The sequence below is a fragment of the Bacillus stratosphericus genome, from assembly GCF_020524495.1.
In the GTDB taxonomy this organism is placed as follows: Bacteria; Bacillota; Bacilli; order Bacillales; family Bacillaceae; genus Bacillus; species Bacillus stratosphericus_B.
Window position 1 is genome coordinate 163,281 of sequence record NZ_JAIVLB010000001.1, and the last position, 15,488, is coordinate 178,768.

A 15,488-nucleotide genomic window follows, 5' to 3' on the forward strand; every position below is an offset into this window, starting at 1 on the left:
TCACACATCTTGCTTTTCGTGCAATGTTTTACTACAGAGGTTTCTTAATAGTTTGAATAGTTTCGATTGCGCGCTTAGCGTACTCTGCATACCGTTCTTGTTTGTTTTTTATTCGAACGCCAAGATCTTTCAGCAAACCAAAGTTTGCATTCATCGGCTGGAAGCTTTTCTTGTTTGTTGACGTGATGTAGTGAGCCATACTGCCTATCACCGTTTCCACAGGAAGTGTGACAAGCTCTTCTTCTTTAACAAAACGAGCCGCATTAATCCCTGCCACTAATCCTGAAGCAGCAGATTCAACATAGCCTTCAACGCCTGTCATTTGTCCGGCAAAGAATAGATCATCTCTGTTTTTAAACTGATAAGTAGGTTTTAACAGGCTTGGCGAGTTGATAAATGTATTACGGTGCATCACACCATAACGAACAATCTCTGCTTGCTCAAGACCTGGAATCAGACGGAACACTTCTTTTTGATCGCCCCACTTCAGATGTGTTTGGAAACCAACGATGTTATATAAAGTACCCGCTGCATCATCCTGTCTTAATTGGACAACAGCGTAAGGTCTTTTCCCTGTCTTCGGATCTTCAAGCCCTACTGGTTTCATCGGGCCAAACAGCATGGTTTTCTTTCCTCTTTTCGCCATGACTTCAATTGGCATACAGCCTTCAAAGAAGATTTCTTTTTCGAACTCTTTTAATGGTACAGTTTCAGCAGAAATTAACGCATCGTAAAAACGATCGAATTCCTCTTCTGTCATTGGGCAGTTTAAATAAGCAGCTTCCCCTTTATCATAGCGTGATTTCAAGTACACTTTATTCATATCTATGCTATCTTTCTCTAATATTGGTGCCGCTGCATCGTAGAAATAAAGATACTCTTCACCTGTTAAAGATTTTAATTCTTTTGAAAGAGCTTCTGAAGTCAGTGGACCAGTTGCGATGATTGTTGGTCCTTCTGGAATGCTCTGTACTTCCTCTTGAAAGACGGTGACATTCGAGTGATTTTTCACGCAGTCTGTGACGTTTGCTGCAAATTCATGACGATCTACTGCAAGCGCTCCGCCAGCAGGAACTGAGCTTTCATCCGCTGCTGCAATAATTGCCGAATCTAAATGACGCATTTCTTCCTTTAATACACCTACTGCATTTGTCAAAGCGTTCGCGCGCAATGAATTACTGCAAACGAGCTCTGCAAATTTATCTGTGTGATGAGCTGGCGTTTGTTTGACAGGTCTCATTTCATACAGATTGACTTTAATCCCGCGCTTGGCAATTTGCCATGCAGCTTCACTTCCTGCTAACCCTGCTCCGATCACATTTACAAATTGACTCATTGTACAACTCTCCTATTTCGTCAGTTCTGTTTGATGACATAAAAAAGCAGGTGAACAAGGCTGCTCACCGCTATTTTTGTTGTTCCTCTTTATAATCACAATTCACACATTGAACTTGAACGCCTTTTTTCAGTTTTTTCTCTACAAGCATATTTTCGCATTTTGGACACTTTCTTTCAATTGGTTTGTCCCAAGAAACGAATTCACACTCTGGAAAACGATCACAGCCATAAAAAATCCGGCGTTTCTTTGATTTTCTTTCAACAATGTTTCCTTCGTGACATGTTGGGCATTTGACACCGATATCTTTAACGATTGGTTTTGTATTCCGACAATCTGGAAAATTAGAGCAAGCCATGAACTTACCGTATCTCCCCATTTTGTAAACCATCGGATGACCACATTCTTCACAATCAACCCCGGCGTATTCGGGTTCAATTTCTACTTCTTGCATCTCTGCTTCAGCTTTTTCTACCCGTTTTGCAAAGTCTTGATAGAAGCTGTCGATAATACGAACCCATTCAATCGTACCTTCTTCAACGCTATCAAGTTCTTTTTCCATTTTCGCCGTGAATTCCACGTTAATGATTTCAGGAAAGAATTCAATAATTAAGTTGAGTACAATTTCCCCAAGCTCTGTTGGGGTAAATCGTTTGTTATCAAGTGCGACATAGCCGCGTTTTTGAATGGTATCTAAAGTCGGTGCATACGTAGATGGACGGCCTATACCGAGCTCTTCAAGTGTTTTGACAAGCCTTGCCTCTGTGTAGCGCGGAGGTGGCTGCGTGAAGTGCTGTTCAGGCTCGATATCTTTTGAAAGAACTGTGTCACCCTCTTTTAGATCAGGAAGCATTTTGTCCTTTTCTTCTAGCTGATCGTCCTTTCCTTCCACATATACCTTCATAAACCCAGGGAATTTCACCTTACTCCCATTTGCACGGAAAGTAAGGTCGTTATTTTCAAGATCCAGACTCATTGTATCAAGAACAGCTGGCGCCATTTGGCTTGCCACAAATCGTTCCCAAATCAATTTATAAAGACGAAGCTGATCTCTACTTAGCACGTGTTTGACATCTGCTGGTTTTCTAAGCGTAGAAGTCGGTCGAATGGCTTCGTGAGCATCTTGTGCATTCTCGTTCTTTTTGGCAGTACGCTTGGTTGTACTTAAGAAATTCTTGCCGTACGTTTGATCAATGAAAGCAGATACTTCTTCAATTGCGGTATTTGAAATACGCGTTGAGTCCGTTCTCATATATGTAATGAGTCCTACTGTACCCTCTTTACCAAGATCAATTCCTTCATATAATTGCTGCGCAATCATCATGGTTTTTTTCGCACGGAAGTTTAGTTTTCTTGCAGCCTCTTGCTGCAAGGTGGATGTCGTAAATGGAACAGCCGGATTGCGTTTACGCTCTTTCTTCGTGACTTTTTCTACAGAGAACTTGCTTCCCTTTAGTTTCGAAAGGATTTCTTTTACATCTTCTTTTGTTTTCAGTGGGTGTTTTTTGCCATTGACACCAAAGAAACTAGCCTCGAAGGATTCTTTTCCTTTTAAGAACGTACCATCAATTGTCCAGTATTCCTCTGGTTTGAATTCATTAATTTCTTTCTCGCGATCAATTATCAAGCGGAGTGCAACAGATTGAACACGCCCAGCACTTAATCCCTTTTTGACTTTTTTCCATAAAATTGGGCTGATTTTATACCCAACAAGACGATCTAAAATCCGTCTTGCCTGCTGCGCATCAACCAAGTCCATATTGATCATACGTGGATGCTTAAAAGAATCTTTAATCGCATCTTTTGTAATCTCGTTAAAAACAACCCGGCAATCTGAAGAGAGATCAAGGTCAAGGCTGTGTGCTAAATGCCAAGCAATCGCTTCTCCCTCTCTATCAGGGTCAGCTGCGAGATAAACCTTCTTTGCTTTTTTCGCCGCTGTTTTTAATTCCTTTAAAACTGGACCTTTCCCGCGAATCGTAATATATCTCGGTTCGAAGTCATGCTCAGTGTCAACACCTAGCTGACTTTTCGGTAAATCCCTTACATGCCCCATTGAAGCCTTTACTTTATACTTTTTTCCTAAATAACGCTCTATCGTTTTCGCCTTTGCTGGCGACTCAACGATGACTAAATAATCAGCCATACTCAAAATCCCCCTTAAGAGGTGTTCTCTCTTTATCCATTTCAAAATTCATGTTTATGTTAATTGCACGTATCTAACAGGCAATCGTTAAAAAATTCTTTATGATGAACATCATTATAAACACGAAAAACAAAGTGTAAACTTAAATCCTCACTATTATTAAATATTCCTATGTCTTTTGTCAAACGATATTTTTATGAGAGTTCAGTATATTGAACGCCATGAAAGGAGAATTCCTCTAAAATATCCTTTGTCGAATGCACAAGCTTTGCCCCCTCCTGAATGAGTCTTGCAGGACCTGTGGAATTAGAGTCAAAGATTGATCCTGCAACAGCAAACACTTCTTTTCCCTGCTCAAGTGCTTGGTATGCTGTAATCAAAGAACCGCTCTTTTCTTTGCACTGGATCACGATGGTTCCTTTTGTTAGTGCACTAATCAAACGATTTCTCATGGGAAAGTGCCACTTTTCTGGTTTGATATAAGGCGGGTGTTCTGACAAAAGCAAATGATGCTCTCCCATGTATTGAGCCATTTGCACATGTTCCTTTGGATATACATGCTGAAAGCCACCAGCCACAACACCAATGGTTTTCCCTTGTTTTCTGATGCACTCCTTGTGTGCAAGTCCATCGATTCCTTTTGCCAAGCCACTGACAATTATCCAGTTTTCCTTTACAAGTTCACCAACAAATTTTTTCACACATGCTTCTCCGTAAGACGATGGCACACGCGTACCTACTACACCTAAACTTTTTTCTTCATTTAAATATGATATGTTTCCTTTTAGAAATAACACGGGGGGAGGATCATAAATGTTTTTAAGTGTGCTGGGATATAAGGGTGATGTGATGGGAATCATGTGAATGTTTTGCTTTAAATAGGCTTGAACGATGTGTTGAAAAATGGGGAATTCATTTTCTTCAGCTTGTTTTAAGCGGATAAAGTCAATCGTTTGTAAGGATCGATCCTGTGTGAAATGTTGTGTTTCTTCATTTATATATAATTCAGGATCGACTTTCCACCATTTTGTTAACAAAGAGGGTGAGATGAGGCCTTTTAAGCGGTGAAAAATCATTCTTTCAGACACGTTGTACATACCATTCCTCCAATTTAAGATAGAAAGAAGAAGACTTGTCACAGAACAAGTCTTCTTGTGTCATTAATGCGTTTTACAAGCTTCGAAGAGATTTTTCTCCTTTAACACTTTAATTAAGGTTTCTCCCATGACAGATGGTGTCTCTGCCACTTCAATTCCACATTCACGCATTGTTTTCACTTTTTCATCAGCTGTTCCTTTACCACCAGAAATAATGGCACCAGCATGTCCCATACGTTTTCCTGGAGGCGCCGTCTTACCGCCAATAAAGCCAACAACTGGTTTGGTCATATTTGCTTTCACCCATTCAGCTGCTTCTTCTTCAGCCGTACCGCCAATTTCACCGATCATAATGACAGCATGCGTATCAGGATCTTCATTAAAGGCCTTTAATACATCAATAAAGTTCGTCCCGTTTACTGGGTCTCCACCGATTCCTACAGCTGTCGATTGTCCAACGCCAGCCTCTGAAAGCTGATGTACCGCTTCATATGTAAGCGTTCCAGAGCGTGAAACAACACCAACATGGCCTTTTTTATGAATGTAGCCAGGCATAATGCCAATCTTACATTCTTCAGGTGTAATCACACCTGGGCAATTTGGCCCAACAAGTCTTGTTTTCTTGCCTTCCATATACCGTTTTACTTTAACCATATCAAGAACTGGAATATGTTCAGTAATACAAATGACAAGATCCACTTCTGCATCCACTGCCTCTAAAATGGCATCTGCTGCAAATGGTGCAGGTACATAGATAACAGAAGCGTTTGCTCCCGTTGTCTGTACTGCTTCAGATACAGTATTAAATACAGGAACTCCTTCTACTTCAGTTCCACCTTTTCCAGGTGTGACACCGCCAACAATATTTGTTCCGTACTCAATCATTTGTTTTGTATGGAACAATGCGGTTGAACCGGTAATTCCCTGAACAATTACTCTCGTATTTTTATTAATAAATACACTCATTTAGGTCCCCTGCCTTTCTGCTCTACTTGACTAAAGATACAATCTTTTCTGCCCCGTCAGCCATAGACTCAGCAGAAGTGATATTTAAGCCTGAATCACTCAGGATTTTCTTCCCTAATTCAACGTTAGTTCCTTCAAGACGTACAACGAGCGGTAATGTTAAGCCGACTTGTTTCGTGGCTTCAACAACACCTTCTGCAATAACATCACATTTCATGATGCCGCCAAAAATGTTTACGAAAATCCCTTTAACATTTTGATCTGATAAAATGATTTTAAATGCTTCCGTTACTTTTTCAGCAGTTGCGCCGCCGCCAACATCTAAGAAGTTCGCAGGGTCTCCCCCGTAATGTTTGATGATATCCATCGTAGACATCGCAAGACCTGCTCCATTGACCATACAGCCAATATTGCCATCTAGAGAAATGTAGCTTAGATCATATTTAGTTGCTTCAATTTCCTTCGGATCCTCTTCATCAAGATCACGGTATTCTAGAATATCTTTTTGTCTATATAAGGCGTTGCTATCAAAGTTTAATTTTGCATCAAGTGCCATGACTTTACCATCGCCTGTTACAACAAGTGGATTGATCTCAGCAATTGAACAGTCTTTTTCAATAAACGCATTGTAAAGACTTGTCATAAACTTAACAGCTTGGCCAACTAATTTTGTTGGAATATTAATCTTAAACGCGACTTCTCTTGCCTGATAGGCTTGAAGACCAATCGCTGGGTCGATAACCACTTTCACGATTTTTTCTGGCGTTTTTTCTGCTACTTCTTCAATTTCTGTACCGCCTTCTTCAGAAGCCATTAAGACAATTCTTGATGTCGCTCTATCCAAAACAAGTCCAACATAGTACTCCTTTTGAATATCACAGCCTTCTTCAATAAGTAAGCGTTTTATTTCACGCCCTTCAGGCCCTGTTTGATGTGTGACAAGTGTCTTGCCGAGTAATTCCTCTGCAAACCCTTTCACCTCATCTTTTGTTTTTGCAATTTTCACCCCACCTGCTTTACCACGGCCTCCTGCATGAATCTGTGCTTTTACGACATAAACAGAGCTTCCTAGCTCTTCTGATGCTTTGACTGCTTCATCAGATGTAAATGCTACTTTACCATTTGGAACTGAAACCCCATATTTTCTTAGGATTTCTTTTCCTTGGTACTCATGGATATTCATTTTCCATCCTCCCAACATAAGTAGAAACAAAAATTATAAAATAGACTGCGCTTTCATTTTAAAGAATAAAAAAGAGAATGTCTAGGGTTCTATGTAAAATCGTAAAATCCTTCTAAACATCCAAACTTTTATTTTATTAAAAATATAAAATTTTTCAGCAAAACTCTTATTTTTTCATATTTTGATCTAACTTATAGATAAACGAAAATATTTCTGCTACAGTATCGTATAACGCTTCTGGTATTTCCTCATCAAGTGTTAAGTACCGCATAAGCTCTACTAAATTAGGGTCTTCTTGGATGGGAACTCCTGATTTTTTTGCTTCTTCAATAATATGATCAGCCACATAACCGCTTCCTGTTGCGATGACTTTTGGCGCCTTTTGTTTTTCTTCATCGTAATGTAGAGCCACCGCTCTTCTAAGCGGTTTTGAATCCTTCATACTCGTAAGTCCAGCCCTTTCTCGCTGATTTTATGAAAGTGTTCATCTAGAAATTGAGACAGATCTATTGGCTCTTGTCTCTTCTTTGCTGTAATACCCGTTAAACTGTATCCTAGGGCATTTAAGTTCTCTCGAACAGCTGGAATCATTGGATTAATCGCCCCTTGCAGTTCATAGGCGGTCTCGACTGTAATCGCCATGACCTTTTGCTGAATGGTACATTCTATTAATGTTTCTTCAAGATTTTCCATGTTTAAGTAAAACATTAAACGACACTGAGAAATATCAATGGAACCATCTTTTTTCTTGTGTCCTTTTAGAATAAAGGTTAAATCTTGAACACTATGTTTTGAGAAAAGAGGATAAGAGACCATCATTTGACTAACGGTTTGGTTTTCTTGCTGCACAAATAACTGTCCATTTAATCTATGAAACAATTGATCCACTTCTTTTTTTACGTGCTCTGGTAAATCAGCCTGCCTCACATCATTTAAGACGTGCTTTAATTGGTGAAGCTCCTGACTCTTCACATCTTTGCTCGCTTTTTCCAGTAGTTTGAGCATACCGATTTCATCGCGTACACCTATCGCCTTTTTCATCGTCATGAGTAAATCAAGCACGTCTGTTTTATTGCTTAATGTTGGTTCAGTCTGCTGAATGACCTGAGCGAATGCGTTTGCCTCTGTTTTTGAGAGGAACGGAAATTCTTTTTGAAGCACGGATGCCTTTGCATCAGACTGAGATCCTACCTGCTGGAGCCCTTGAATAAGTGATGTCATCTGCTTTACATCTGGCTGCTGATGTTCATCTGGACCTTGCTTTGTCATGCTTGTCAATATTCGTTCTATCTGCTGAAGGGGGACACTCAGCTGCTTTGGACTTAGTGACTGCTGGTTGGCTGGATCTGTCTGCCGCCCTTGGAAAATTGAGGATTCGTTATTCCCTGTTTGCTGAGACGAATTGAGATTAGGCGGTGCTGGCACACTGCCTCCTTGCTTCACTTGGCCTTCTTTCGCTGCTAGAAGCACCGATAAGAGCTTTTCTGCATGGACGTTAGCCTCTGCGTCTATTACAGACAGAATAGCTTGTGTAAGGGCTTGTGTGGCACCTGAGTGCTTCGGGAGTTGTGTTAATCGATCTAGCAGCGTTGTCATATCCTGATGAAGAGCAGAAGATGATTTTACTGCTAATATTGACTGGAGCACCCCTTGCTGAATCGGCAAATCTTTTTTTAAGGCAAATAGGAGTGCCTGCAGTCCTTTTTTGACATCAACTCCTTGAAGCTGTTCGATCCATTTCACTGCAGTTTTCAACTCTGTTTCGTTGATGACCGATTTTTCTTTTAAGAAGGCTGTAGCTGTTAGCATTATTTCAAGCCCATTTTTAAGTGACAGACCTTCTAATAATTTGGCTGCTGCATCCTTTAGCGTCTTGGGGTCTTGATCAAATTGTTGAACGGGCCTAAGTTTATTGAGGCTGCCTCCACCTACTTGTTCAAATTGGAACCAATAGAATGCATCTGCCTTTAGCTGAGCCGCTATCTGGGCTTTTATTTTAGTCGAGCCTATTTGAACAAGCGCTGTATCATCTCCAAGCATTTTGAGTACTTTGCCGAGAATTAACCGGTGCACATTTTCCTTACCTTCAGTATTTAGCGGAACAGATTCTGCTGTATTTAATCGGCTGTTCAGTGCTGTATGTATGTCTTCAACTCTTGTCATCCCAGGTAGCCTCCTTGTATCAAAAATTTATGAAATAACGGATTTAACTGGTGCAAACGATAATCGATGAATGGGGGTAGCACCATGTTTTTGAATAGCTGTCAGGTGATCTTTGGTCCCGTATCCTTTATGCTTTTCAAATTGATACTTAGGATACTGGCGTCCGTATTCTTCCATCATCTGATCTCTTGTCACCTTTGCAATACATGCACCAGCTGCAATGGATGCACTTTTTGCATCTCCTTTGATGATATTCTTCTGGTGAGTAGGAAGCGGGAGCGTCATCGCATCTATGAGTAGATAATCAGGTATATGAGTTAACTGCTCCACTGCTCTCAACATTGCCAATCTTGAAGCTTCGTAAATATTGATTTCATCAATCGTGGCCGCATCAACAATACCGATTCCGACATCAAGTGCTTCCTGTTGAATCAGATCATAATAGGCCAACCTTTTTTTCTCAGATAATTGCTTTGAATCGTTTAAACCGAGCAGAACAGTCTCTTCTTTTAATATGACAGCTGCTGCGACAACTGGACCTGCCAGCGGTCCTCTTCCTGCTTCATCTATACCAGCAATACACGTGTATCCCTGCGCCTTTGCTTGGTTTTCAAATTGCAGCATTTGATTCCATGCTGCATGTAGTTCTTGCTGCTTTTCTCTCTCTTTTCTCCACTTTTCGATGAGCTTTTGGACACTTTTTCTTGTATCATCTTTCACAAGCTCACGAATGTATGACTCGTCCTGGGCGTGCTCTTCCATGAGTTCTTTCATTCGTTTTACGGTGTACATCGACTTTTCGGCAGCCTCCTTTTTTATATCGGCAGTTTTTCACAAAAAATAAAGACCCGCATGAGCTGCGTGTCTTTTAGCTTTCAGGCTTCTCGAAAGTGAGGGGACCAAATTTTTCAGTTCGGATATCCTGAATAATGATTTCGGTGGTTTTGTCGTAATTAATGAATCCTCCACTCATCAAACAGCCACGCTTTGTACCAATTGCATCAAACAGCTCAACCGTATCCTCAGGTATTTCTTTTAAGTCATAGCGTTTTTTTAATCGCTCTGGGTAGTACTCTTCTAGAAAACGCAGTGCATACACGGCGACATCCTGTAAGTTTATGATTGAGTCTTTGATTGCTCCAGTTACCGCTAACCGGAGTCCAACTTGCTCATCTTCAAATTTCGGCCAGAGGATTCCAGGGGTATCCAGCAGTTCAAGTTCTTTCCCCACCTTCACCCATTGCTGTGATGTGGTAATACCAGGTCGATCTCCTGTTTTGGCGATGTTTTTCTTTGCTAATCGATTGATCAAAGTCGATTTTCCGACATTAGGAATTCCGATAATCAGCGCTCGAATCGCGCGCGGCTTGACGCCTTTTGCTTCCATACGATCGAATTTTTCTTTTAAGATTTCTTTTGAAGTCGTGATGATCTGATTTAACCCTTGTCCATCGACAGAGTTAATGGCAAGTGACTTAACGCCTTGCTCTTCAAAATGAGTCTGCCACTCTTTTGTCATACGAGGATCTGCTTTGTCTGCTTTGTTTAAGAGCATGATTTTGTGTTTGTTTTGAAGGATTTCTTCGATCATTGGGTTTCTAGAGGACATCGGAATTCTTGCATCCGTTAATTCAAATACGATGTCGATGAGCTTTAATTTTTCTGTGACTTCTCGCCTTGCTTTTGCCATATGGCCTGGAAACCATTGGATCGTCATATGTGCCCCTTCTCTCTTCTATCGGTTGTCTCTATACATTGTACAAAAAAGAGCCTGTTACAGGTAACAAGCTCTTTCCTTTGATATCATTATCGTCTAATTTCTTTGATACGAGCCGCTTTACCGCGAAGTTCACGTAGGTAGTAAAGTTTTGCACGACGTACCTTACCGTGACGTACAACTTCGATCTTAGCGATTTTTGGTGTGTGTACAGGGAATGTACGCTCAACGCCTACACCGTAAGAAATCTTACGAACTGTGAAAGTTTCACTGATTCCACCACCACGACGCTTAATTACAACACCTTCAAAGATCTGAATACGCTCACGAGTACCCTCGACAACTTTAACGTGTACACGTAAAGTGTCACCAGGACGGAACGCAGGAAGATCAGTGCGTAATTGTTCTTTTGTGATTTCTTCAATTAAATGTTGCATCGTTTTCAACTCCTTCCAACAGATGCTCATGCCTCTTTCTTCACTGCAGCGGAACATCGTTTTCAAACTTGAATCGGCAAGCCGTCCAAGCCACAAGTAGTATCATACCACACCTCTATGCAGTGTGCAATACAATCTAGTCATTATGAAGCTGCCAAAGCCATCTTTTTTCTTCTTCCGTTAATGTTTTGCATGAATCAATCAAATCAGGACGTCTTGTATAGGTTCGCATCAAGGATTCTTTGCGCCGCCACTCTTCTATTTTGGCATGATTTCCAGAGAGCAGTACATCCGGCACTTTCAGTCCTTTATAATCAGCTGGTCTTGTATAGTGCGGGTGTTCAAGCAGACCTGTACTAAATGAATCTTCGATATGAGACGATTCTTTTCCAAGCACATGAGGCAAAAGCCTTACCACACTGTCTGCAATCATCATCGCCGGCAGCTCTCCGCCTGTGAGAACAAAATCTCCGATTGAGATTTCATCTGTAACAAGATGCTCCCTGATGCGCTCATCGTAGCCTTCATAGTGGCCGCAAATGAACATGAGATGTTCTTCTTTTGCAAGCTCTTCTGCTTTTTTTTGTGTATACCGCTCCCCTTGGGGACAGACAAGAATGATTCGGGGCTTCTTGCTCGCTTTCTTCGTCAAATCTTCTACCGCATCAAATACAGGCTGTGCTTTCAGTACCATGCCAGCACCGCCTCCATACGGATAGTCATCCACTGTCTTATGCTTATGATCCGAATACTCCCTAAAATTGACAACATCAAATGAGACGGCTTCTTTCTCCTGAGCTTTTTTTAAGATCGATGAGTGAAGCACCCCTTCAAACATTTCAGGGAATAGCGTTAAAAAGTCGATTTTCATTCGTCAATGAGCCCTTCCATCACTTCAATGTGTACTGTTTTGGATGAGATATCGATCTTTTTGACGACAGATGGAATATAAGGGATGAGGGCATCTTTTTTGCTTTTTCTTTCAACCACCCAGACATCATTTGCCCCTGGGGTTAAAATCTCTTTAATATGACCGATTAGTTTGTCCTGTTCATCATACACATTACAGCCAATGATTTCGTGAAAATAAAATTCCCCTTCATCTAATGAACTAAGATGTTCTTTTTCTACTTTTAAGATTGATTCTTTTAGTTGCTCTGCTTCATTTAATGAGCCCACTTCTTCAAATGTGAGCAAATCAAACTGTTTGTGCTGTCTATGTGATGCTACAGTGACCTTCAGCGGCTCCCTTTGACCTTGTTTAAAAATATAGAGGACGCTTCCTTTTTTGTAGCGTTCTTCTGGAAAATCGGTCTTTGACACAACGCGAACTTCACCACGCACACCATGTGTATTGACAACCTTTCCGACATTCAACCAATCTAGCTCCATGTTCTCAATCACCCCTGACGTATTTCAACGATGATGCCGTCTTTGACAACGATGACATTATCTTGCATTTTGTCATCCCATTTATCACCTATTTTCACTTCAACCAGTGCATCCACTTCTGTTTCTTTCATTTCACTTCCAAGAGGCAAAATATGTAGCTGCTCTACTTGAAAATCAATTTGTCTGATCTTCTCTTGCCTTTTATCAATGGCTTTTTGAAATTGAGGGATGGCCTCTTGCTGATGTGACTCTTTTTCGTGTTTCTTTAATTGAAAATAAAGTTGATTGCATTCACGTTCTAGTCTTTCTTTTTTCTCCAAAAAAGTCGTTAACAGTTTGTCCTTACTGCTTTCAGTTAATACTTGCATGACGGTGACATGTTGAATGATCTGCATCTTCCTTTTTGTCCCCCTATCCGAAGGCATTTGTCCTCTACAATATAACGAAAAATAGATTTGAACGTGTAAAAAAGGGGAGGTTCTATGCCCTCTCCCTTTTTAATCAGCAATCTCAAGTTGAACTTTCTTAGAAGACTCTGCACCTGCTGCAAAAATGACTGTTCGTATCGCTTTTGCTGTACGCCCCTGCTTTCCGATCACTTTTCCGGTATCTTTGGCATTGACAGACAGTGTATATATCACCTGCTCATCTTTTTCTAATGAAGAAACGTGAATATCTTCTGGGAAATCAACAAGTGGCTCAACGATGGACACAATCAATTCTTCCAAGGACAGCTTATTCATTATTTGCTGTTTTTCGCATTATGAAATTTTTCAAGAATTCCTTGGCTTGAGAAAAGGTTACGGACTGTATCAGATGGTTTCGCACCATTTTGAAGCCATTTAAGCGCTAATTCTTCGTTGATTTTCACCTCAGCTGGTGATACCACTGGGTTGTAAGTTCCAACTGTTTCGATGAAACGACCGTCACGTGGTGAACGAGAATCTGCTACAACAATACGATAGAAAGGAGATTTTTTTGCTCCCATACGTTTTAAACGAATTTTTACTGCCATTTTACTAGCACCTCCGAGAATATTTCAACAAAATAGTATATTAACAATGATAAAAGGGTTTGTAAAGTGTTTTTTCTTAACAACAGTTTTATCATGTATAACCAATTACATAAATGGTAATTTAAAACCTTTTTTCTTTCCTTTGGACATGTTGGTCATTTGCTTCATCATCTTTTTCATTTCGTCAAATTGCTTTAAAAGGCGATTGACTTCCTGTACTGATGTTCCGCTTCCCTTTGCAATCCTTTTTCTTCTGCTTGCATTAATGACCTCTGGCTGTTCTTTTTCTTCGGTCGTCATTGATTTAATGATCGCTTCGATATGATTGAGCTGCTTTTCGTCTACTTGAACGTTTTTGAGCCCTTTCATTTTACCAGCTCCCGGCATCATTTGGATCAGTTCATCAAGTGGACCCATATTGCGAACTTGGCCAAGCTGCTCGAGGAAATCATCAAGCGTGAAGCTCATTGTCCGCATTTTTTTTTCAAGCTCTTTTGCCTTATCTTGGTCTACGTTTGCCTGTGCTTTTTCAATAAGCGTGAGCACATCTCCCATGCCAAGAATTCTTGACGCCATCCGCTCTGGGTGGAATGGTTCAAGAGCATCAAGCTTTTCTCCTAGTGCAGCAAATTTAATCGGCGTATTTGTAACAGCTCGAATCGAAAGTGCTGCCCCGCCTCTTGTATCACCGTCTAGTTTCGTTAGAACAACACCTGTTAAGCCAAGCTGTTCGTTAAAGCTTTTTGCTACATTGACAGCATCTTGACCTGTCATGGAGTCAACAACAAGGAAAATTTCTTCTGGATTTGCTACTTCTTTTACTTTCTGTAGCTCATCCATCAATTCATGATCGATATGAAGACGTCCCGCTGTATCTAAAATCACATAATCGTGGTGTTCTTCTTTCGCTTTTTCAATCGCCTGTTTGGCAATTTCAACTGGGCTTACTTGATCACCTAACGAAAACACTGGCATATCAAGCTGTTTCCCAAGCGTTTGAAGCTGCTGGATAGCTGCTGGTCTGTAAATATCTGCAGCCACCATCATCGGTTTACGATTATGTTTTTTGCGAAGTAAATTGGCAAGCTTCCCAGTGGTGGTCGTTTTACCTGCCCCTTGAAGACCCACCATCATAATGACTGTTGGAGATTTTTTCGCCACGGCGATTTTACTTTCTTCTCCACCCATTAATTCAGTGAGTTCTTCTTTTACAACTTTAATGACCTGCTGTCCAGGGGTAAGGCTTTTCATGACCTCTTGTCCAGCTGCCCGCTCGCTTACTTTTTTCACAAAGTCTTTGACTACTTTAAAATTGACGTCAGCTTCAAGAAGGGCAAGGCGTACCTCGCGCATCATTTCTTTTACATCTTGCTCTGACACTTTTCCTTTGCCGCGGATTTTTGAAATCGTCTGCTGCAGTCGGTCGGCTAATCCTTCAAATGCCATACTGTGCCGCCTCCTAATCTAATTTCTCAAGCGATTCAATTAAAGCTTCTGCTTTTTCCTTTTGCGTGGAATCTGCTACAAGCTCTCTCATTTTTTTGAGAAGTTCTTTACGCTCTTTAAATTTCTTAAATAAGAGCAGCTTTTCTTCATATTGTTCAAGCATCGCTTCAGTCCGTTTAATATTATCATAAACAGCCTGTCTTGATACCTCATATTCATCCGCAATTTCACCGAGGGAAAAATCGTCTAGGTAGTAAAGCGACATGTAGCTCTTTTGCTTTGCGGTCAACAACGATTGATAGAAGTCAAACAAGTAGTTCATTCTCGTTGTCTTTTCAAGCGTCATGGGCTCTCTCCCCTTTGTTAAGTTCATTCCCTTTACAACTACTAAGTTTACACGGTTCTTATCTATGTGTCAAGTTTTTATCTTGTCAGTTCATGAGACAGCATGTAAATAAAAATGCCAGCAACTTGGGACTGACCCCCTAAGATGAGACAAATAAAAAACACCTTCAAGTTTGAAAACGGACCGTTGTGATCCGAAATAAAACATGGAGGTGTTTTTTCTATGGGGACAAGAGTGAGTTATC

Annotated in this window: 17 protein-coding genes; all 17 read right to left on the reverse strand. The window is 40.7% G+C overall.

The genetic code is table 11. From position 1 onward, the window contains the following. Positions 1-31: 31 nt before the first annotated feature. Complete coding sequence (gene trmFO / locus LC033_RS00900; RefSeq protein ID WP_226566421.1) at positions 32-1,336, reverse strand: FADH(2)-oxidizing methylenetetrahydrofolate--tRNA-(uracil(54)-C(5))-methyltransferase TrmFO; 1,305 nt, start codon at positions 1,334-1,336, stop codon at positions 32-34. 70 nt (positions 1,337-1,406) lie between these two features. After that, positions 1,407-3,482, reverse strand: a complete 2,076-nt coding sequence (gene topA / locus LC033_RS00905; protein ID WP_226566422.1) for a type I DNA topoisomerase — start codon at positions 3,480-3,482, stop codon at positions 1,407-1,409. A gap of 194 nt (positions 3,483-3,676) precedes the next feature. Continuing rightward, the gene (dprA, locus tag LC033_RS00910; RefSeq protein WP_226566423.1) at positions 3,677-4,579 is read right to left on the reverse strand and encodes a DNA-processing protein DprA; all 903 of its coding nucleotides are present in this window, start codon (positions 4,577-4,579) and stop codon (positions 3,677-3,679) included. Positions 4,580-4,642: 63 nt separating this feature from the next. After that, positions 4,643-5,545, reverse strand: coding sequence for a succinate--CoA ligase subunit alpha (gene sucD, locus LC033_RS00915; protein ID WP_003212080.1), 903 nt, complete (start codon positions 5,543-5,545; stop codon positions 4,643-4,645). Positions 5,546-5,567: 22 nt separating this feature from the next. After that, positions 5,568-6,728, reverse strand: a complete 1,161-nt coding sequence (gene sucC, locus LC033_RS00920; protein WP_226566424.1) for an ADP-forming succinate--CoA ligase subunit beta — start codon at positions 6,726-6,728, stop codon at positions 5,568-5,570. 166 nt (positions 6,729-6,894) lie between these two features. Beyond that, positions 6,895-7,170 carry a FlhB-like flagellar biosynthesis protein gene (locus tag LC033_RS00925; RefSeq protein WP_226566425.1) on the reverse strand — a complete coding sequence of 92 codons (276 nt, stop codon included), beginning with the start codon at positions 7,168-7,170 and terminating at the stop codon, positions 6,895-6,897. After that, positions 7,167-8,891, reverse strand: coding sequence for a glycosyltransferase (locus LC033_RS00930; protein ID WP_226566426.1), 1,725 nt, complete (start codon positions 8,889-8,891; stop codon positions 7,167-7,169). Before LC033_RS00930 ends, LC033_RS00925 begins: the two co-directional genes overlap by 4 nt. A 27-nt stretch (positions 8,892-8,918) precedes the next feature. Next, entirely contained in the window at positions 8,919-9,683 is a 765-nt protein-coding gene (gene rnhB, locus LC033_RS00935; RefSeq protein WP_281430304.1) for a ribonuclease HII, read from the reverse strand. 76 nt (positions 9,684-9,759) lie between these two features. Continuing rightward, on the reverse strand, positions 9,760-10,608 hold the full coding sequence (ylqF, locus tag LC033_RS00940; protein WP_226566427.1) for a ribosome biogenesis GTPase YlqF: 849 nt from the start codon (positions 10,606-10,608) through the stop codon (positions 9,760-9,762). Positions 10,609-10,697: 89 nt separating this feature from the next. Beyond that, positions 10,698-11,045 (reverse strand): 50S ribosomal protein L19, encoded by a 348-nt coding sequence (gene rplS / locus LC033_RS00945; RefSeq protein WP_008354510.1) that lies wholly within the window; start codon positions 11,043-11,045, stop codon positions 10,698-10,700. Positions 11,046-11,181: 136 nt separating this feature from the next. After that, positions 11,182-11,916, reverse strand: coding sequence for a tRNA (guanosine(37)-N1)-methyltransferase TrmD (gene trmD, locus LC033_RS00950; protein WP_226566428.1), 735 nt, complete (start codon positions 11,914-11,916; stop codon positions 11,182-11,184). Beyond that, positions 11,913-12,437: a ribosome maturation factor RimM gene (gene rimM, locus LC033_RS00955; protein WP_226566429.1), complete on the reverse strand. Its 525-nt coding sequence runs from the start codon at positions 12,435-12,437 to the stop codon at positions 11,913-11,915. The genes trmD and rimM overlap by 4 nt, the downstream gene beginning before the upstream one ends. An 8-nt stretch (positions 12,438-12,445) precedes the next feature. Continuing rightward, a complete protein-coding gene (locus LC033_RS00960; RefSeq protein ID WP_226566430.1) occupies positions 12,446-12,832 on the reverse strand; it encodes a YlqD family protein in 387 nt (128 codons plus the stop codon). Between the two features lie 102 nt (positions 12,833-12,934). Further along, positions 12,935-13,180 carry a KH domain-containing protein gene (locus tag LC033_RS00965; RefSeq protein WP_226566431.1) on the reverse strand — a complete coding sequence of 82 codons (246 nt, stop codon included), beginning with the start codon at positions 13,178-13,180 and terminating at the stop codon, positions 12,935-12,937. Next, a complete protein-coding gene (rpsP, locus tag LC033_RS00970) occupies positions 13,180-13,452 on the reverse strand; it encodes a 30S ribosomal protein S16 (RefSeq protein WP_008344841.1) in 273 nt (90 codons plus the stop codon). The genes LC033_RS00965 and rpsP overlap by 1 nt, the downstream gene beginning before the upstream one ends. 105 nt (positions 13,453-13,557) lie before the next feature. Beyond that, positions 13,558-14,898, reverse strand: coding sequence for a signal recognition particle protein (ffh, locus tag LC033_RS00975; protein WP_226566432.1), 1,341 nt, complete (start codon positions 14,896-14,898; stop codon positions 13,558-13,560). A 13-nt stretch (positions 14,899-14,911) separates the two neighbouring features. Continuing rightward, positions 14,912-15,244, reverse strand: coding sequence for a putative DNA-binding protein (locus LC033_RS00980; protein ID WP_226566433.1), 333 nt, complete (start codon positions 15,242-15,244; stop codon positions 14,912-14,914). Between the last annotated feature and the right edge of the window lie 244 nt (positions 15,245-15,488).

Bases quoted from the DNA above. Each gene is read 5' to 3' on its own strand.
- rimM (WP_226566429.1), bottom strand. From the start codon at position 12,437: ATGGAGCTAGATTGGTTGAATGTCGGAAAGGTTGTCAATACACATGGT.
- rpsP (WP_008344841.1), bottom strand. From the start codon at position 13,452: ATGGCAGTAAAAATTCGTTTAAAACGTATGGGAGCAAAAAAATCTCCT.
- rnhB (WP_281430304.1), bottom strand. From the start codon at position 9,683: ATGTACACCGTAAAACGAATGAAAGAACTCATGGAAGAGCACGCCCAG.
- dprA (WP_226566423.1), bottom strand. From the start codon at position 4,579: ATGTACAACGTGTCTGAAAGAATGATTTTTCACCGCTTAAAAGGCCTC.
- LC033_RS00960 (WP_226566430.1), bottom strand. From the start codon at position 12,832: ATGCAGATCATTCAACATGTCACCGTCATGCAAGTATTAACTGAAAGC.
- ffh (WP_226566432.1), bottom strand. From the start codon at position 14,898: ATGGCATTTGAAGGATTAGCCGACCGACTGCAGCAGACGATTTCAAAA.
- LC033_RS00980 (WP_226566433.1), bottom strand. From the start codon at position 15,244: ATGACGCTTGAAAAGACAACGAGAATGAACTACTTGTTTGACTTCTAT.
- trmFO (WP_226566421.1), bottom strand. From the start codon at position 1,336: ATGAGTCAATTTGTAAATGTGATCGGAGCAGGGTTAGCAGGAAGTGAA.
- sucD (WP_003212080.1), bottom strand. From the start codon at position 5,545: ATGAGTGTATTTATTAATAAAAATACGAGAGTAATTGTTCAGGGAATT.
- LC033_RS00965 (WP_226566431.1), bottom strand. From the start codon at position 13,180: ATGAATAAGCTGTCCTTGGAAGAATTGATTGTGTCCATCGTTGAGCCA.
- ylqF (WP_226566427.1), bottom strand. From the start codon at position 10,608: ATGACGATCCAATGGTTTCCAGGCCATATGGCAAAAGCAAGGCGAGAA.
- trmD (WP_226566428.1), bottom strand. From the start codon at position 11,916: ATGAAAATCGACTTTTTAACGCTATTCCCTGAAATGTTTGAAGGGGTG.
- sucC (WP_226566424.1), bottom strand. From the start codon at position 6,728: ATGAATATCCATGAGTACCAAGGAAAAGAAATCCTAAGAAAATATGGG.
- topA (WP_226566422.1), bottom strand. From the start codon at position 3,482: ATGGCTGATTATTTAGTCATCGTTGAGTCGCCAGCAAAGGCGAAAACG.
- LC033_RS00925 (WP_226566425.1), bottom strand. From the start codon at position 7,170: ATGAAGGATTCAAAACCGCTTAGAAGAGCGGTGGCTCTACATTACGAT.
- rplS (WP_008354510.1), bottom strand. From the start codon at position 11,045: ATGCAACATTTAATTGAAGAAATCACAAAAGAACAATTACGCACTGAT.
- LC033_RS00930 (WP_226566426.1), bottom strand. From the start codon at position 8,891: ATGACAAGAGTTGAAGACATACATACAGCACTGAACAGCCGATTAAAT.